General features: G+C 69.6%; 13 protein-coding genes and 2 pseudogenes. 7 read left to right on the top strand and 8 right to left on the bottom strand.

Annotated features, from left to right (window positions below; genetic code table 11):
- Positions 1–72: 72 nt before the first annotated feature.
- Both ltrA and ACIRPK_RS35140 read right to left on the bottom strand, forming a co-directional pair.
- A complete protein-coding gene (ltrA, locus tag ACIRPK_RS35145; RefSeq protein ID WP_403046560.1) occupies positions 73–1,683 on the bottom strand; it encodes a group II intron reverse transcriptase/maturase in 1,611 nt (536 codons plus the stop codon).
- Positions 1,684–2,350: 667 nt separating this feature from the next.
- Positions 2,351–2,788: pseudogene (locus ACIRPK_RS35140) on the bottom strand (IS21 family transposase); the annotation flags it as partial.
- A 90-nt stretch (positions 2,789–2,878) separates the two neighbouring features.
- On the opposite strand from ACIRPK_RS35140, the gene ACIRPK_RS35135 reads away from it, so the two are divergent.
- A complete protein-coding gene (locus ACIRPK_RS35135; protein WP_403046557.1) occupies positions 2,879–3,439 on the top strand; it encodes a hypothetical protein in 561 nt (186 codons plus the stop codon).
- Positions 3,436–4,284 (top strand): TniQ family protein, encoded by an 849-nt coding sequence (locus ACIRPK_RS35130; protein WP_403046554.1) that lies wholly within the window; start codon positions 3,436–3,438, stop codon positions 4,282–4,284. The genes ACIRPK_RS35135 and ACIRPK_RS35130 overlap by 4 nt, the downstream gene beginning before the upstream one ends.
- On the opposite strand, the gene ACIRPK_RS35125 is transcribed toward ACIRPK_RS35130, so the two are convergent.
- Complete coding sequence (locus ACIRPK_RS35125; RefSeq protein WP_403046551.1) at positions 4,244–4,726, bottom strand: hypothetical protein; 483 nt, start codon at positions 4,724–4,726, stop codon at positions 4,244–4,246. The genes ACIRPK_RS35130 and ACIRPK_RS35125 overlap by 41 nt on opposite strands.
- Positions 4,727–4,809: 83 nt before the next feature.
- Between ACIRPK_RS35125 and ACIRPK_RS35120 the strand changes: the two genes are divergently transcribed.
- Positions 4,810–5,520: a hypothetical protein gene (locus ACIRPK_RS35120; RefSeq protein ID WP_403046549.1), complete on the top strand. Its 711-nt coding sequence runs from the start codon at positions 4,810–4,812 to the stop codon at positions 5,518–5,520.
- Between the two features lie 347 nt (positions 5,521–5,867).
- Positions 5,868–6,653 (top strand): sulfite exporter TauE/SafE family protein, encoded by a 786-nt coding sequence (locus ACIRPK_RS35115; protein ID WP_403046567.1) that lies wholly within the window; start codon positions 5,868–5,870, stop codon positions 6,651–6,653.
- A 581-nt stretch (positions 6,654–7,234) separates the two neighbouring features.
- Here the strand turns inward: ACIRPK_RS35115 and ACIRPK_RS35110 are convergent.
- From ACIRPK_RS35110 to ACIRPK_RS35095, 4 genes and pseudogenes are all read right to left on the bottom strand, one after another.
- Positions 7,235–7,612 (bottom strand): annotated as a pseudogene (locus tag ACIRPK_RS35110) (transposase); the annotation flags it as partial.
- Between the two features lie 615 nt (positions 7,613–8,227).
- A complete protein-coding gene (locus tag ACIRPK_RS35105) occupies positions 8,228–8,830 on the bottom strand; it encodes a GNAT family N-acetyltransferase (protein WP_403046546.1) in 603 nt (200 codons plus the stop codon).
- Positions 8,827–9,990 (bottom strand): ThiF family adenylyltransferase, encoded by a 1,164-nt coding sequence (locus tag ACIRPK_RS35100; RefSeq protein ID WP_403046544.1) that lies wholly within the window; start codon positions 9,988–9,990, stop codon positions 8,827–8,829. Before ACIRPK_RS35100 ends, ACIRPK_RS35105 begins: the two co-directional genes overlap by 4 nt.
- A gap of 234 nt (positions 9,991–10,224) precedes the next feature.
- The gene (locus tag ACIRPK_RS35095) at positions 10,225–11,373 is read right to left on the bottom strand and encodes an IS110 family transposase (RefSeq protein WP_403046542.1); all 1,149 of its coding nucleotides are present in this window, start codon (positions 11,371–11,373) and stop codon (positions 10,225–10,227) included.
- 530 nt (positions 11,374–11,903) lie between these two features.
- Here ACIRPK_RS35095 and ACIRPK_RS35090 point away from each other — a divergent pair.
- From ACIRPK_RS35090 to ACIRPK_RS35080, 3 genes are all read left to right on the top strand, one after another.
- The gene (locus ACIRPK_RS35090) at positions 11,904–12,188 is read left to right on the top strand and encodes a MerR family transcriptional regulator (protein WP_403046564.1); all 285 of its coding nucleotides are present in this window, start codon (positions 11,904–11,906) and stop codon (positions 12,186–12,188) included.
- Between the two features lie 496 nt (positions 12,189–12,684).
- Positions 12,685–14,757, top strand: coding sequence for a M12 family metallo-peptidase (locus ACIRPK_RS35085; protein WP_403046539.1), 2,073 nt, complete (start codon positions 12,685–12,687; stop codon positions 14,755–14,757).
- 418 nt (positions 14,758–15,175) lie between these two features.
- Positions 15,176–15,694, top strand: coding sequence for a hypothetical protein (locus ACIRPK_RS35080; RefSeq protein ID WP_403046537.1), 519 nt, complete (start codon positions 15,176–15,178; stop codon positions 15,692–15,694).
- A 70-nt stretch (positions 15,695–15,764) separates the two neighbouring features.
- Here ACIRPK_RS35080 and ACIRPK_RS35075 read toward each other — a convergent pair whose 3' ends face one another.
- Positions 15,765–17,357, bottom strand: a complete 1,593-nt coding sequence (locus tag ACIRPK_RS35075; RefSeq protein WP_403046534.1) for a hypothetical protein — start codon at positions 17,355–17,357, stop codon at positions 15,765–15,767.
- Between the last annotated feature and the right edge of the window lie 443 nt (positions 17,358–17,800).

Raw genomic sequence — 17,800 nt, 5'->3', positions numbered from 1 at the left:
GCCCGTCGAGTACGAGAAAACCTACTACCTCACCACCACAAAACCGCAGGTCACAACCATAATCTGAGATCTCTATCGAACCCGGGGCGGTTCAGACTGCGGTGGCTGGTCGGCGGTGAGGAGGTGTTCCTCGCAGACCGGACAGCGACCGTCCTGCTTGGCGAGCAGGAGCAGGTTGTAGCTGTCCAGCGGAGGCTTGACCTTCCGTCGCCGGTTGACCCAGTAGTCGGTGAGATCGGGATCGTCGGGTGACGCCCCGCCAGCGACCAACTGGTGCCGAACGATGTTCGTCCAGGAGAACTTGACCAGGAAGGGGATCTCGCCGCGCTCGTTGAGCACATTGGTGCGATCGCCGAACACCCACCGGTCGTTCCTGAACTTGTTGAACCTGCCGAAGTAGCGGCGAGCGATCCACTTCTTCGACTTGTTGGGGTGCATGCGTCTGGCCCACCGATAGGTGAGCCACCACACGTAGTGATCCAGCGCCGTGAAGATCCTGCTGGACACCACCCCTCGGTAGTAGGCGGCCCAGCCCCGCACGATCGGGTTGAGCTTGGCGATGACCGCCGTCGCGTTCAAGCCGCGCAGAGCGCGCACCTCGTCCGCGAGCCTCTGCCGAATGCGCCTGACCGCTTCCGGGCTCGGTTTGATCAGCAGCTTGCCGTGTCGGTAGCGGCGGACGTTGAACCCGAGGAAGTTAAAGCCCTCTTCGAGGTGGACGATACGTGTCTTGTCCTCGTTGAAGACCAGCCCCCGGGGTGCCAGCCACTGTGCCAACTGTGCCTTGACCTGCTCGGCCTGCTCTCTGGAGTGACAGCAAGCGACCATATCGTCGGCGTACCGAACCAAGATCGGACTGCCCGCAACCACATCCCCGGCATGAGTGCCGGTGGCGAGGTAGCGGACTCCCGCGGCCTCCTCCAGCCCGTGGAGCGCGACGTTCATCAGCAGCGGGCTGATCACTCCGCCTTGAGGAGTTCCCTCCTCAGTTGGCGTGAACACCGCCTTGTCGACCACACCGGCCCTCAGCCAACGCTCGATCAGATCCCTGGCCGGGAACGAACCGAGCGCGTCGAGAAGCCGTGAGTGGCCGATCCTGTCGAACGCCGCCGACAGATCGGCGTCCAAGATCCAGACCCTGCGGGCACGGGGCCCGCTGAGCGTGGAGAACAAGGAACCGATCGCGTCAGCACAGCTTCGCCCAGGTCTGAACCCGTAGGAACGGGGCTCGAACCGGGCTTCCCACTCGGGCTCCAGGGCGTTGCGGACCCGTGCCTGGTGGCACCGGTCCAGAACCACTGGAATGCCGAGCGGACGCTGTTTTCCATTGGCCTTCGGAATGTACACACGTCGGACCGGCATCGGGTCCCAGGATGAGCGCGAGCGGTGCACCCGCACCGCCACCTCTGCCCGGGCCTCGGACGACAGGGCAGTCTCCCCGTCGACCCCGGCCGTCCGACGACCAGCGTTGCGCTGAGTGACCTGCCGCACGCTCACCAGCGTGTTCGACCAGGACCCCAGCATCAGTCTCTGCAGGGACCGGACCGAGGCCCAGTCCCCTTCCCGTGTCGCCTTGAAGATCCTCCGCCGCAGCCTCGCTACGTTTTCCTCATGGGTCCGCCAGTCAATGGCGTCCCAGTCAGGGGCGTCCTCGGGTCCGTTCACCGCGATGGTGTCCAACATGTCCCTCGGTTCGAGAGGCCATCGGCCTTGGCGTTCAAAGGCTCACCAGTCCACGTCAGCGCCCTTTCGGGCCTGGTCGCATGACCGGCATCCGGCCGGTTCCCCGTGACTGCCGCCTGGAGGGGCGGCCATGGTGTCACGAGTCCCGTTGCCTTTCGGCAGCCGGCATCCGCTTCTTGGACTTCCTGTCCCGCCGGGGGCTTACGCCCCTCTCACGATCGGACTACCGGGCCCGAAGGCCCGGACCCCGACGGGGTTTCCACGTTCCGCGTATACGAGACGCGGCCGGGGAGGACGCCCCCTAAACCCCGGGACCAGCGGTGTTCGTACGACCGACGGGGCAGACTCCGGTCGTCGCTTGCCGCCTCTTCCAGCGGCCAGGTCCTGTCACCCGGTGTTCATTCCGTCTTCCGGGCTTGTCGATGACGAGGCGTCACAGGGGGTTCACTCGCGTTCGTCCGTCCGGCCTTCTCCTTGCCCGGTTGCTCCCCCTGACGGATCGGGGGCCCTTGGGCGTCTTCCCTGAGCTTCGCATCTTCAACGGGCAGGACCCGCGAACGCACGTCAGGGCGGAGATCGGTCTCGAACACTGACCGAGAACTACGCAACCGGCATAACCGGCCTCCAATCTGCGAGTTCACTCATATACGCGACCTCGTGTCGCACCGCCCCAGTCGACCTGGGCCTGGGCACCGGGGACGACCTCGAACCGGCGGTGCAGTCCGGCCAGTTCACCAGGCGCGATGCCGAGTTCCTCGGCGACACGGGGGCGCGCTTCCTGGAGGTAGAGCTTCACTCGCTGGTAGTTGCCGGTGAATCCGTACTCGGCGACCAACCGCTCGTGAACCACCGCGCCCTTGATCAGGATCTCGGAGCGCAGCATCGCGTCGATCAGCGGCGCGACCTCGTCCACGACCCGCTTGCGGGCCTGCCCGCTCGGCGCCCGGCGCGGCGGTGCGATCGGAGCCTGCGCGGCCAGGTACTTGCGGACGGTACGGCGGTTGAGCCCGGTCTCCTTCGAGATCTCCGACAGGCTCATCACCCCGGACTCGTGCAGCCCGCGGAAGCGCCGAAGTTCCAGCCAACGATGCGGATCCAAGACCAACTCAGCTGCCCTCCGTCCACGAACCGGACAGCAGCAGAGTGCCGGGCACCGCTCCTCAACACGTCAGGAACTGGGCACATTCACCCGTACGTGGCTGAGCATTTTCACCTGTACGCCGACACCCTGGGCTGCCGCCTTGTCCTCATCGACGAGCTGCATAATCTCGACATTCATTCCAGGATCGGCGCCGAGGCGTCGGACCAGATCAAGTACCTGTCCGAGCGCATCCCCGCCACGTTCGTGCTGGCCGGGGTGGACATCGAGGGCACCGGCCTGTTCGCCGGGCGACGCGGGGGACAGATCGCCAGCCGCTACAGCCTCATCCCCACCACTTCCTTCCGCCACAAGACCCCGCAGGAGCAGGCGGCCTGGCAGGCGCTGGTCGCCACCTTGGAGAACGCGCTGCGGCTGCACGCCCACCGCCCGGGCACCCTGCTGCGGCTCGCCCCCTACCTGCACGACCGCACCGCGGGCATGATCGGCAGCCTGTCCCACCTGGTCCGCGAGGCCGCCCTGGACGCCATCCTGGACGGCACCGAGAAGATCACCCGTGCTGGCCTGGAGGCTGTCGACCTCGACGAGAGCGCCGAACAGCAGAACCTCCCGCGCGCCCGCCAGCGCCGCACCCGCGAAGCACGAAGGACCGCGTGACCAGCCACCTGCGGACCCTTCCCGTCGCGCTGCCACCGGTCCACCGCGAGACGATCGGCTCCTACCTCAACCGCCTCGCCGACGCCAACCACCTGCGCATCGGCCACCTCTCGTTCCTGATCGGCCCCAACCGCCGCCACCGGCGCGACGACAACCGCGTCGGCCACTGGACCCCCGCAGCTCTGCCCCGGCTGGCAGCCCTGACCGGCAGAAGCATCCCCGTCCTGATCCATGCACTGCCCGCGCTGGCAGAAGTGCGTGAACCCGGTCAGCGCCGACCGCCTCTGGCCATTGAGGAGCTGGCCGAACCACGCCGTCGCCCGGCCTGCCGCCTCTGCATGGCCCACCACCTCGTCCGTGGACTCGTCGTCCGCAGCATCAGCCCCCACCAGGCCGTCTGCCACCGACACCGGCTCTGGCTCCTCGGGGGCGAGCAATACGATCTGTCCGCGCTCCCCGAGATCACGTGCGCCGACCGTCGGCACCGACGGCTCGTCGGCCGCCGCAAGGACCCCTTCATCGCCGTGGACTACCTCCACGCCCGCAAGATCACAACCCAGTGGTTCCGGCAGGGCGGACCCTCACCACTGCGCCAGCGCTGGACCCACCGTTTGAGCACCTTGCCGGAGGACCCCTACGGAGATCCCCGCCGTCCCGACGATGACCGCATAGAGCTCGCCACTTACCCCGAGACCGCTGCCCTGACTAGCCTGTTCGCCTCACCTCACTGGCGCGGGCATCACGGGCTGAGGGCCGAAGCCGCCCGGCGGCTGGCCATCGCAGCCCAGGAGCTACCGCCCGGCCTCACTGCAGGTTGGCGTCACCCACAGGCGGATACGGCTTGATCTCGGCCGCCCACTCGGCCGCCGCCGTCGACACTGACTCGGCCGTCAGCTGGAACACGACCACGAACGGCTCGCCCGAGCGGGCCTGGCGTCGCCAGGGAGGCGAGAACTCCAAGTCCAGGCTGACGCGCAGTTCGACCAGACCCGCATCGGTCCAGGTGAAAGCGAAGGCCAGGTTGGGCTCGGTGAAGTCCAACCGGCTGTTGGCGTCCTGTTCGGAACCGGAGGGTCGGATCGCCGCCCGATCGAGCCAACGGGCCAACTCGACGGCGTCGTCCGCGGTCAACGCCTGCCAGCGGAAGGACCACGTCCCCTGCGGACAGTGGGCTGACCCTTCGACGACCAGCCAGCTCTGCCGCTGACGCGGGTCCACGGCATCGGGAAACTGATATCCCACGACACCCAGCTCGACACCATGCCCGTCGCTACCGATCAGCCTCATTACCCCAGCATTCCACGCCGACACCCGGCAGCCACTGGAAATGATCAGCCCACCCCTTCCCCCGCAGCTGGGAGACTCGTGACATGGCCGAGCAGCTGACGAAGTGGTCCGTGACCGACGGAACCGTGATCCGCCACATGCACTACGGACTGCGGGTCCAGATTCCATCCGGAGAGATCGGCGTGGTCGACCGCGTCGATATCGCCGACGACTACGTCAACCCGGCAGACTGGCCGGCGATCGGCTCAGTGATCACGGTCGTCGGGGCAGGCTATGCCGGTAGTCAGCTCCGACTGAGCACCCGCCCGAGCCACCTCAACGACGCGAGGGCCCGCACGGCGAGCAACCGCGAAGCAACCGCCCGAGCCGCATCCGAAGACTTGAAGAGCACTCAGCGCATCCCGGTCGGGCAAGGTCACCAGATAGCCCGCGACGACCTCGCTGCGATGATCAACGCGCAGACCACCGCCTGCCAACCCGCGCGCGCCGCACTACTCGCCGACGGCACCTTCGTCATCTGGGACGGGGTAGTCCCCGCCGAGCAACTCGCACGCACCTATCGGGCCCGACTCCGCCGCACCCAAAGGCGCGGCCACCCGACACTGGCCCTCGCCACCACCGTCGACCTCCTCTTCCAGGCAGCACAGGAACCCCTCCGCATCGCCCAGATCCGCCCGGCCGACAAGTCATGGACATTCATGATCTTCCTCAACGCCGACGCCACCGCAGTACTGGCCTGCACCGGAGTCGCCAGAAGCGATCCCCCAGCAGCACCGAACACCGACGCGAGGTGACACGCCTGCCGTCGTGACAGCCATCTCGCTTCGGCCCGAGACTGTTGATGGAGCCCGGAAACTGCCATGTCCAGCGAGAATCGCCTCTCCGGTGTCTCACGCAGGCTGACAAACCCCAGCTCAGCACCCTGGTTTCAACCGTGATTGATGAGACAGTCAACATGGCCCCAGCAGCGGTCCGCCTCCCGGCACGTCACCCACGCGACGAATCTCAACAAGACCTGTCAGCACCCAGCTCACAGCCGCGCTTCATGACGTGTTCAATGAGACGGGACAGTGGACGCTGCGGGGTTCGGGGTCGCGGTCCGGCGGATACTCGGCGCGGGATCGGTGGGAGGGGGCTGGTGGTGGACTGGTTGGCGGGGTTGCTGGGTTTCGCGGCCGGGTTGGGGATCTCGGTGGTGACCGCGCCGGTGGGTGTCTCGGGGGCTGTGTTCCTGCTGCCGGTGCAGGTCAGTGTGCTGGGTGTGCCGAGCCCGGCGGTGACGCCGACGAACCTGCTGTTCAACGTGGTGGCCGCCCCGGGGGCCCTGCTGCGCTACCGGCGGGCCGGACGCCTGGGCGGCCCGCTCACCCGGCTGCTGATCGCGGGCACCGTGCCCGGGGTGGTGATCGGCGCCGGAGTGCGGGTCTTCGCCGTTCCGGGCCCGCAGGTCTTCCGTCTCCTGGTCGCGGCCATGCTGCTGCCGCTCGGTGTGTGGCTGTGCGCGCGGACCCTGAGCCCGGCCCGCACGCGGGCCGTCCCTGCTCCGCTGTCCACCCGGGCCACCACCGTGCTGGCGCTGGTGGTCGGGACCGTCGGCGGGATCTACGGGATCGGTGGCGGCTCCATCCTCGGCCCGGTCCTGGCCGGCCGCGGCGTGCCGGTCGCCACGGTTGCCCCCGCAGCGCTGGCCTCCACCTTCGTCACCTCCCTCGCCGGGGCCGCGACGTACGGGGTGCTGGCCCTGGCCGCGAGCGGGGACATCGCCCCCGACTGGCTGCTCGGCCTCCCCTGCGGCCTCGGCGGCTTGGCCGGCGGCTACCTCGGCGCCCACCTCCAACCACGACTGCCCGAGAAGGCCCTACGCCTCCTGCTCGGCACCCTCGCCACCGCCGTGGGCACCCTCTACGCAGTCCAGGGCCTCAGCTGACCATCCCGACGCGCGGTCAAAGTTCGGTGAGACTCGTCAAACTTCGGTGAGACGGGTCATTCGGTTCGGGGTGGCGGAGGTGGGTTCCGGTCCGGGGTGGCGGTGGTGCCGGTACGCCGGGGGTGTCACCGGCCCGGGGGCCGCAGGCCGCCGCCAGTGCCCCGTCAGCGCCCCTGCCGCCCCGCCCCCGCCCGCCGCCGTCCTGGTGCCGCCGGCGCCCGGCTCCCGGCCCGGTGCCCGTGCCTGCTGCCGGGCCGCCAGGCCCCGGCTCCGTCCGGGCCGCACTGCGCCGGTGTCGAGCAACTGCTCCTGGTCGCCGCGCACCCCCACGCGGCCACCGGGCCGCCCGCGTCGAGGCGCCGCAGGGCCAGGAGGATCGGCTGCTGCGCCTGCCCGCCGTCCGGCCCGCCCTGCTGCTCCCGGCCCCGGCCCTGCCCGCCCTGCCGCCCTGCCCCGGTGCTGCGCCTGCCCGCCATCCGGCCCGTCCGGTCCCGCGCGCCGGTACCGGTGGCCCGTGCCGCTGGCCAGTGCCAACAAGCGGTGCTGCTGACGGGTGCCGGTGGTTCATGCCGGTGGCCTGTGGAGTCGGCGGGCAGCGGCCGGTGCATGGGCATGTCGGTGCGCAGGATGTTCGCCAGGACCAGGGCGTCGCCCGGGTCGGACTTCTTGCGGCTCACGCTGTGGCGGTCGCGGTAGCGGGCGGCGGCCAGCGGGTTGATCGCGAACACCTTGCGGCTGCCGGTTCGTAGGACGGCGACCAGCAGGCCGTGGCTGGTCTCGATCGCCACCGGAATCGGGTCCGCCTCGGTGTCGCCGTGTTCGGCGAGCAGGTCCAGCAGCAGCCGGTAGCCGGCCGCGTCGTCGGTGATCCGGCGCTTGGCCACCAGCTCACCGTCCTCGTCGACCAGGGCGACGTCGTGGTGCGATTCGGCCCAGTCGATACCGCAGAAGATCTTCAACCGACTCTCCCAACCTTGCCTGTTCTCGCAGGTCGCGGGCCTGTGCGGGTCATGCGGCACCCTAATCCCAGGACTCATCGGTCCGCCATCTCAGTAGCCGTTCATGACACCAGCGCACCCCAGGGACCCCGCTCTGTGCCAGAGCTCAACGGCTCGCGGATCAAGAAGAGGTCAGCCCTGGAACGGGCTCGCGCCACGACCACACAAACACGATCACCGGCGGGTTTCGCGGCGACCCGAAGACGCCGGACCGCGCCGCTCTGTCTCTAGACCTCGCAGGTCCTGCTGGGACCAGGCATCAGCCCGGCGCCCACGCGATCACTGCGAAACCCACGACCGTGACGGCACCGCTCTTTCGGAAGGCCTGGATGGCCCGGGGGTCGCACAGGTGTCCGTCACTCCAGGCGGTTCCGTTCAGCCCAACCGGGAATCCGAACCGCCTTCACTACGGATTAGAGCTGGGACGCCCCGCCCCGAACACGCCGACTGTCCTCTGACAGGCGGTCTTGACCGATTGCCAGGTGATCGTGACGGCCTGCGGGTTCCTGCCACTTGATCTTGACCGGTTGCGGTTCGCGGGTCGGTGCGGGAGCGGATGCCGGGCGGTTTGGTCCGTCACACGGCTGCGGGGGCGGGTGTGTCGAGGATGGCGAGTTCGGCGGGTGTGGCCTGGCGTTTCCAGTCGGGGGCGAGCGCGGCGTAGGCGGTCACGTCGTGCCAGCAGCTCTGGGTGCGGAAGAGTTGGTGCAGCGTGGCTTCGCGGGTCAGTCCTGCGGCGCGCATGACCGGGGGCATGTGGCCATGGTCGGTGCGGTGTCCGGCCCAGATGCGGTGCAGGCCCAGGGGGCCGAAGCCGTAGGCCATGAGGAGCCGGCCGGTTTCGTGCGCGTGGCCGCCCGCGGGTGATCCGGGGAGCAGGACGACGGTGGTCAGCATGGCGTTGCTGCCGTAGTCCTCGATCAGGAGGCCGGCGGTGCCGAGCATGGTGTCGTCGTCGGGGGCGCAGACCGCGAGGGTGTACTTGCGGCGCGGGCGGGTGAGGCGTTGGGCGAGGGCGGCGGCGAAGGCGTCGTGGGCCTGGGCGGGGTCCATGCGGTCGGTGCCGAGGTAGCGGGTGAGCATGCGGCTGGTCATGATCCGCTCGTAGACCGGGTAATCGGCGGCGCGCAGTTCGCGAAGGCGCAGGTGCTCGCCGCACAGGTCCGGTACCCGGCTCACAGCGCCGGCTCCTTCTGCTGGGGCGCGGGGATCAGGGCTTCCAGGTCGACGTACGAACGGCCTGACGGCACCGGGCGGCCGAGCAGGATGCGGCGGGCGGTGTCGGTGACGAGGGCGCCGCCGAGCATGACGCCGCTGGCCAACTGCGGCCAGCTGGAGAGGCTGGTGCCGATGCGGGGCAGGGCGTCGGTCATGGCCGGGCTCAGTTGGTCCTGGTCGACGACCCGCAGCAGGAACCGCATCTGCTCGCCCGGGTCCATCGCGCGCACGTCGTCGGCCGTCACGGCGCCGGCGCGGCCGTGGAAGAGCGGGCGGTCGGGTTCCAGGTCGAAGCGTTCGACGTCCAGTAGGCCGCGGTCGTTGGCGTCCATGAGGACGGGCACCCGGTGGCGCCGTGCGTGCTCGCGGGCCGCGGTCTTGACCCAGGGGGTGTCGCACTCCTCGACGAGCAGGTCCACTGCGCGCTCGCCGTCCTCGCCGGGGGCGAAGAACTCCTCGATGCTCTCCTCGGTCACTCCCTGCCGGTGGACGGAGATGTCGAGGTAGGGGTCGAGCTCGTACATGCGTCGCGCGCAGATGACCGTCTTCTCCAGGCCGATCTCGTGGACGCCGGCGCGCAGCCGGTTGAGGTTCGACAGGCTGAGGCGGTCGAAGTCGGCCAGCCGGAACGAGCCCCCGACGCCCTCCATCGCACAGGTCAGCGCCGCGCTGGAGCCCACCGAGAGGCCGACGACCCCGATGCGGCGGCTCAGCAGGCGCTGCTGCTCGTCGCGGGTGATCTTGTCGCGGTTGCGGTCGGTGCGCACCAGTCGGAACTCGGTCTCTGGCAGGACCCGTACCAGGCGGCCCGACCACGGGTACCAGGCCCAGGTCCCGTATTCGTCGGGCAGGAGGCCGCCGCGTGCCTCGTCGACGGCGCGCTCCAGGACCGTGGGGGGAAACGGTTCTCCGGGGTTCAGGCAGCGCACGAGTTCGAGCAACTGTTCGTCGATGCGGTCATGGACCTCTCGCAGTGCGGGCGAGTCCAGCAGCTTCTTCAGTTCAGCGGCGTGGTCGGCCAAGGCCGGGTCAAGGAGGACGGGGCGGAACGATTCGGCAGGCGATTCCGCATGCAGTTGGCGGTCGATTGCAGTGTTGAGGGAGGAGGGGGCTTGGGTCATGTCGGCCGACGCTAGCAACCTCAAGATCGTCGACGGGGGTGTCTTCACCCGCCCGGCGGCATCCCAATCAGTCCGTACACGGGAAGGCTTGTCCGATCGGGTGACAGGGGTCGTAACTGTGCTCGAAGGCCGGGCGCGTGCGTGAAGCGATCGGTCATGATCACTTGGCAAACGATCAAGATCGCCTGTCACAGAACACCGGTGACCCGTCTCATTGATTCCTAATGCCGTATGTCAAGCCGCGAGGACCACTGGCGGGGTCGGCTGGTAGCACCGTTGGTCGCGCAGGAGGGCCCAGATGACGTTGACGCGGCGCCGGGCCAGGGCGAGGACGGCCTGGGTGTGGCGTTTGCCCTCGGCGCGCTTGCGGTCGTAGAAGCGCCGCGATTCTTCGCAGTTGCGGATGCTGATCAGCGCGGAGGTGTAGAAGACCCGTTGGAGCTTGCGGTTGTAGCGTTGCGGGCGGTGGAGGTTGCCGCTGATCTTGCCGGAGTCGCGTGGCGCGGGCGCGACTCCGCCGAAGCCGGCGAGGCGGTCGGGAGTGGAGAAGGCTGCCATGTCGCCGCCGGTGGCGGCCAGGAACTCGGCTCCGAGGATGGGTCCCAGGCCCGGCAGGCTGGCGAGGATCTCGGCATCACGGTGCTCGCGGAAGCGGGCCGCGATCAGCTTGTTCATCTCGGTGACCTGCTGGTTGAGGGCTATGACCTGGGCGGCCAGGGTGTGAACCATCCTGGCCGCGGTCTTCTCGCCCGCGACGCTGGTGTGCTGGCTCGCAGCTGCTTCCAGCGCCGCCTCGGCGATCTGGCCGGCGCCGCGAACGCCGCGGTTCCGTAGCCAGCTCTCCAGCCGCCTGACGCCCAAGCGCCGCAGGGCGGCCGGGGTCTGATAGCCGGTCAGTAGCGCCAGCGGCCCGGCGTTGGTGAGGTCCAGGGCTCGGTCCAGCGCGGGGAAGATGCCGGTCAGGAGGGCGCGGAGGCGGTTGACGGTGCGGGTGCGGTCGGCGACCAGGTCCGTCCGGTGGGCGGTGAGGATCTTGAGGTAGGTGGCGATCTCGTCGCCGGTCCGCAGGGGCTGCAGGTCCCGGCGGATCCGGGTCTGATCGGCGATCACCGCGGCGTCCTTGGCGTCGGTCTTGCCCTCGCCGCGGTAGCCCTCGGAGGCCCGGTTGACGGCCCGTCCGGAGATGTAGAAGGCGCGCTGACCGTGGCTGAGGAGGACCGCGATCACCAGGGCGGCCCCGCCGTCGGCGAGGTCGATGCCCCACGTCGCCTCCTCGCTCAAGTCCAGGACGTCGGCGAGCAGCTGGAGGAGCTCCGGCTCGTCGTTGGCGCCCCGTCGCGACAGCAGCCGGCGGCCGCTCTCGTCGATCACCACGCAGGGCACCCAGAAGTACAGGCAGTACGTAGTACCAGCGGTACCCGTGTTAACCAGGCAGTACGTAGTACCAGCAGTTGGCGGTACCTGTAGTTCCAGCAGTTCGCGGGATGTTCAGTGATGTAGAGGATGAGACGGAGGGCGCTGGCGCCATCAGGATCGCCCGGCCCGTGAGATGAGCAGTTCTCGTCCGGGCGGACACCGCAGACCCCTCAGGGTACGAAGGACGGTGGTTTCCGGTCACGCATACGCGATCCCCGCAATCCTCCTCCCCCGAGGAGTTGCGGACACAAGGACCGGCCCAGGGCCGGTAGATGGTGAAGTACCCCTTCGGGGCCCCGGAGCCGTAACGGCACCGGGGCCCCTCCGCGCGTCCCCGAAAAGCCCACGTAGGAAGAGGTGCAGTGACCACGACCATTAACCGCCCCACCACCACCCCCGGCACCGCCGCCGCCGCCCACAGCCCGTCCGGCCCCGGTGCTGGCTCGGAGGCTGGTGGGGGCGCGAGTTTCGATGACGAGGACTACCCCGCCTACACGATGGGCCGCGCCGCCGAGATGACCGGCACCACGGCCGGCTTCCTGCGCACCCTCGGCGAGCACGGCCTCATCACCCCACTGCGCTCCGACGGCGGCCACCGCCGCTTCTCCCGCTACCAACTACGGATCGCGATGCGCGCCCGCGACCTCGTCGACCAGGGCACCGCCACCGACGCCGCCTGCCGCATCGTCATCCTCGAAGACCAGCTCGAAGAAGCCCTGCGCATCAACGAACAGCTCCGCGAAGGCCGCCCGAACGGACAGCCTTCCGCCGCCGACACCTGACCTGCCCCATCGCCCGTTCGGCGTGAGCGGCCTTCGCGGCCCGGTACGGCCCGCTTCGTCCGGCGCTGGCCGGGAGACGTCCGCTGACCGAACGAGCTTCGGTCGAGGGCGTCGGCGACGGGCGGGACACGGACTGTCCGCCCTCGGCGTGAGCCATCCGGCCGTTCCCGCCCACGTGCCGCGGGACCAGGCCCGCACCGGCGCAATGAGGCAGCGTTCCCGGCAGGCGGGGCGGGAACAGCGGCCTGACCGGCCCACCTTCAACCCCTCGCCGTCATGGGCACCCCTGCAGGGGGTCCGGCTCCTCACCTGCCGGGCGGGCTTCGGCTCGCGCCGGGGTCGGGCCGCGGCTTCCTGGACCTGTGGCCGGTGCGTGCCCGGAGGAGTCCACGCACCATGTGGCCCAATCGGCGGGAGCAATGAGCGATGGGGTCCTGATGGCATGCTAGACCTTGGTGACATGCGATCACATGGTGGGAGAGGTCCGTCACTCTCGGTGACTGGCGTGCTGGCCCTGACGGCGGTGGTCCTGTCCGGTGTGGCCGGGGCGGCGACGGCCTCGCCCGGCCGGGCGGGTCCCGCACGCGACACTGCGACGCCAGCGGTCGCCGGCGACCCCGGCGGGCAGGGTGTGGCGCTGCGATCGGCGGACATCGCCTGGAACCTCGGCGAAGTGCGCCCGCTGCTCTGCGACCCGGCAGACGAGGCGGGTCCGGAGATCACGCTGCGGCTGTTCCCGGACGTGAGCGTGGAAGTGACCGGTGGTCAGGTGCGACCCGCAGCGGCGGGTGAGGTCGACTGGGCGGCGCAGGTCAAGGGGGATCCGGAAGGGTCGGCCGACTTCCACTTCGACGCGCTGTGCTCGGGCCTGGACGGGTCCTCCGCCCAGGTGGCCGCGCAGATCTCCACGGGCGGTCACGTCTACACCCTGACCTCGACCACGCCCGGCACGGTCCGGGTGAGGGAGATCAATCCCGGGCTGAGCGAGGGGACGGCCGGCCACCCGGACGACGCGCAGGAGCCCCCGGACGATCAGGCGGCGCCCTCCGCCGCGGACCCGGGCCGACGCGCTGACCCGTCGGACTGCCAGGGTGCCAAGGACGTCAACACCATCGACATGGCCGTGTTCTACACCAAGGAGGCCGCAGCCAAGGCCGGTGGCGAGGACAAGGCCAAGGCCCAGGCGAAGCTCGGCGCCGACCTGACGAACCGGGGCTTCACCAACAGCAAGCTGGCGGTGCGCGTGCGGTTGGTGTATGTCGGCCCGGCCGCCGGGGAGCCCGGTCTCCCCCCGGTGGAGAAGGACGACCTCGGCGCCTACCGGCAGTGGGCCCTGGACAACGCACTGTGGACGAAGTACGCGGCGGACGACATCGCGGTGTTCCAGAGCGTCGGCTCGGGCGTCGGATACGTCGACCAGGACCCCAAGGCGTCCAGCGCCAAGCGCATGTTCCTACTGATGAACATTGCCTACGTCCCCACCCTCACCCTCGGGCACGAACTGGGCCACAACCTCGGCCTGGACCACGACTGGGAGACCGAACTGGCAGCGGCCAACGGCCCTTACACACCGAAGTACCCCCACGCCCACGGCTGGATCGCACCCAGCAAGAAGTGGCGCACCATCATGGCCTACGGCGGCGGCTGCGCCGGCTGCGAGCGGATCAACCACTACTCCGACGCCCAGGCGGCCTACGAAGGCGAGCCGCTGGGAGCTCCGGACTCCGCCGCGCAGCCCGCCGACGCGGTGCGGATGATCCGCAGGAACGCCCCGACCGTGGCCGCGATGCAGCCAGAGCGGACCCCAGCCGTGTACTGCCGTCTGACCGTCAAGTCCACGCCCGACACCGGCGGCAGCGCGACGCTGGACGTCCTCGGCCCCTACACGAGGGGCTCCCTGGTCCACGCCACCGCCACCACCGCCCCCAACCACCGGCTCATCGGCTGGTCCCTCAACGGCACCCCCCTGGCCGACACCGACACCTCGGTGAGCGTTGCCGTCGACGCCGACTCCGTCCTGGAAGCCCGCTACGCGCCGATCGACTGCGCGCTGACCCTGCGGACGCAGCCGGCCGACGGGGGCACCGCCACGGCGGACCGCCCCGCCCCGTACCGGTGCGGCTCCACCGTGACCCTGACCGCCACCCCCGCACCGGGCTGGACCTTCACCGGCTGGAACAGTGAGAACGCACCGCCCAGGCGCGGCATCGTCTCGACGACACCGGTGCACCAGCTGACCCTCGATCAGGACACCGAGATGACCGCGACCTTCGCTAAGTCGGACGACGTACCGCCCAAACCCCCCGTTCCGGACCCGCCGGTGCCGCCGAACCCCGACACCCAGCCCGCCCCGAACCCGCCCGTCCCCCCGACCCCCGACACCCAGCCGACGCCCAACCTGCCGGCGCCGCCCACCCCGGCGACGACGGAGGCGGCGGGAACGAAGCCCGAACTCGCATCCACCGGCACGCCCTCCCCACTCGGCGCCATCGCCGTGACGGCGGGCCTGCTCACAGCAGTCGGCGGCACTCTCCTGATCCGCCACCGGCGCCGGCCCCACAGCAGCTGAACTCGCCTGGTCGACGCCGAAAGCGGCCCCCGGCTCCTGTCGCAGGTGACGACGCTCCGCACGGACATGCGTAGGGGGAAGCCGGATAGGTGGTTGATGCGAATGGCGCCACACAATCGATGAGAGGTTCGATGGCCCCGGAGGTGGACACGGTGCCGACGCCGAGCCAGCGGAGCCGCCACCCTGGTGGGCGCGCCGCCGCACTCAGCGCCGCTGCCTGGCCGGCGGCGACGCCTGACACCAGGACGGGCCGGCCCTGGTGCCCGCCGGCGTTCGGGGGACGGCCGGTGCTGCGCTTATCGGGCGAGCCTCCCGTGTGGCGGCTCCGCGTCCGCGCAGCGGGGCCAGACCTCCTGACCTAGGCTCACACATGGTCATGAGCAGGGTTGTTGCCGTTTCTGATGAGGAGTTGGTCTCGATGGTTCGGAAGTTGGCGGCGGTGGCCGCGGTCTGCTGCGGCCTGGCGTCGGTCGTCACAACGGCTCCCGGCGCGGTGGCGTCCGGGCTCGACTCCACCGCGCACCACCTGAAACTGCCGGTGGACCGCGACGTGGCCGGTCAGTTGAAGGTGATCACGCGGGACTCCGACCCGGCACGGGCCGGTGAGGTGGCGACCATCAGGGCGTTGGTGGTGAACGGCGGAAGCGATCGGAGCACGGCATTCACGGTGGTGGTCACCCTTCCGGAGGGGACCACCGCGGAGGGGCCGTTCTTCCCGGAGAACTGCGAGGCCGAAGGGCTCACCGTGACGTGTCACTACCGCAAGGGCCTGCCTGCCGGGCACACCGCCTCCGCGATCGTCCCCGTCCGGATCGCCGCCGACGCGACCGGGGTGCTCAACGGCGGGTCGGTGAGGGTGAGTGAGGACACGGCGCCGGAGGCCGCCGACACCGGGTACTTCGACGTCCCCGTCGCCGATGCCGTGCTGACCGAGTGATACCACCGGTGCGCGCGTGCCGGTGGCCCGGCAGCTGATGCCGGGCCACCACCCCACCGCTGTCATCGAATCAGCGGTACACCCGGACGAAGTCCGAGGCGAAGCTCACCGTCCCCGGGCCCTTCGGCGAGGGGTGGTAGTCGCCCGAACAGAGCGACAGGTTGAGGATCAGGTAGGCCGACCAGTGCTTGCCGACGCCCTTCTTGTCCTCGAAGACCTTGACGCCGTTGACGTACCAGTCGACCGAGTCGGCACCGTAGTAGGTGCCGATGGTGGTCCACTCCCCGGGCTTCACCGCGACGTGGTCGGTCCAGTACTTCTGGGCCGGGTTGACGTGGTTGGTCAGCTCCAGCAGGGACGGATTGTCGGGGTGGTACTCGAAGGAGTCGATCTCGTTGGCGCCCTGGTGCCAGGTCCACAGGGCCGGCCAGGCACCCAACTCCTTGGGCATCCGGATCCGGGTCTCGGCGTAGTCGCCGGTCTTCACCATGAACCGCTCCGCCGAGTACTCGGTGGTGATCAGCCCGGTGTCCCATGCCTTGCGGCCGTTGGGGAGGGTGAAGTTGCTCTGGCTCGCGGAGAAGACCGCCGTACCGTCCGTCACCGTGACCTTCTCAGGGTCGATCCGGTCGAGCTTGTCGTCGTCCGGGTTGTAGTTTCCGTAGCGGTAGGCGCTGCTGGCCGACTTGTTCCACTTCGTCGCGGAGATCGGGCCGTCGAACTCCTCCCGCCAGATCAGTTTCTTGCCGGCCACCGGCGGGGACACCTCAGCTGTCGACGAGGGGGTGACCGTGAACGTCTGCTCGGGCAGGTTCCTCCACGCGCCGCCCTGCTCCTGGTAGAAGCCGAACATCCGGTACGTACCCGGGGGGAACGACCGCGCCCCGGTCTTGACCGTCACGTCCTCGGTGCAGACGCGCTGATCGGTCGCGGCCGCCGGGAAGTCGAGGTTGTTGCCGGCCGCGTCCCGCACCCCCACACCCACCACCGCCGCGGTGAAGCACTTCGACGCGTGCAGCGTCAGCTGCCCCACCACCGGGGTGCCCTCGGCGGCATCCTCCGGTGCCACTCGGTCCGCCGTCACCACCAGCGGCGTCTCGGTGACCGTGAACGTCTGCTCGGGCAGGTTCTTCCACCCTCCGCCCTGCTCCTGGTAGAAGCCGAACATCCGGTACGTACCCGGGGCGAACGACCGCGCCCCCGTCTTCACCGTCACGGCCTTCCCGCAGATCTGCTGGTTCGTCAGCCCGCCGGGAAAGTCGAGGTTGTTGCCGGCCGCGTCCCGCACCCCCACGCCCACGGCCGCCGCGGTGAAGCACTTCGACGCGTGCAGCGTCAGGTGCCCTGCCACCGGGGTGTTCGGCTCGGCCGCCTTCGGTGTCAGCGTGTCCTGGGTGACCACGAGCGGGGCCTCTGCGACGGTGAGGGTCTGCTCGGGCAGGTTCTTCCACGCACCGCTCTGCTCCTGGTAGAAGCCGAACATCCGGTAGGTACCTGCGGCGAACGAGCGTGCCCCCGTCTTCACCGCCAGGCCCTTGGGGCAGATCTGCTGGTTCGTCAGAATTCCGGGAAAATCCAGGTTGTTGCCGGCCGCGTCCCGGATGCCCACGCCCAGCGATGCCACAGTGAAGCAGCTGGAGGACTTGACCTCCAGCTGGGCCACGACGGGGGTATCGGGCAGGGTCGTCGTAGGGGTCAGAGACTGCTGCGTCACCTGAGGTGACGGCGCGGCCACTGCAACGGCCGGCGTGGCCAGCAGGAACAGGCCGGCGACGTACACACCGGTTCTGGCAGCGTGTGAGAACGGACTGTGCACAGGCATCTCCGAGGGCACGCGGTCACGAGGAGGAGTCCCGGCCGTCGTGGCCGGACAAATCGAACGCTAGTTACGCCCGGTACGCACTACAACCGTACGACTCCATTCGGTGACGAACCGACTCCGTGCACCAACCCAGGAGACAACCGACGCAACAACGCCGACAACGCCGTGGGGGGGGGCCCCCCGGGGGGGGGGCCCCCCCCGGCCGCACGTGCCGCCAGCAAAAACCACCCAAACCAAACACCGGACCACCCCCAGGTGCGGTGGGTGTAGAATACGAAGGAGTG

This window comes from Kitasatospora sp. NPDC101801 (assembly GCF_044766665.1).
Classification (GTDB): domain Bacteria; phylum Actinomycetota; class Actinomycetes; order Streptomycetales; family Streptomycetaceae; genus Kitasatospora.
The sequence above is the reverse complement of the archived record's forward strand: the minus strand, read 5'-3'. Positions and strand labels throughout refer to the sequence as shown.

Excerpts from the sequence above, each read along its gene's own strand:
- ACIRPK_RS35090 (WP_403046564.1), top strand. The coding sequence starts at position 11,904 with ATGGGCCGCGCCGCCGAGATGACCGGCACCACGGCCGGCTTCCTGCGC.
- ACIRPK_RS35120 (WP_403046549.1), top strand. The coding sequence starts at position 4,810 with ATGGCCGAGCAGCTGACGAAGTGGTCCGTGACCGACGGAACCGTGATC.
- ACIRPK_RS35125 (WP_403046551.1), bottom strand. The coding sequence starts at position 4,726 with ATGAGGCTGATCGGTAGCGACGGGCATGGTGTCGAGCTGGGTGTCGTG.
- ltrA (WP_403046560.1), bottom strand. The coding sequence starts at position 1,683 with ATGTTGGACACCATCGCGGTGAACGGACCCGAGGACGCCCCTGACTGG.
- ACIRPK_RS35080 (WP_403046537.1), top strand. The coding sequence starts at position 15,176 with ATGGTTCGGAAGTTGGCGGCGGTGGCCGCGGTCTGCTGCGGCCTGGCG.
- ACIRPK_RS35100 (WP_403046544.1), bottom strand. The coding sequence starts at position 9,990 with ATGACCCAAGCCCCCTCCTCCCTCAACACTGCAATCGACCGCCAACTG.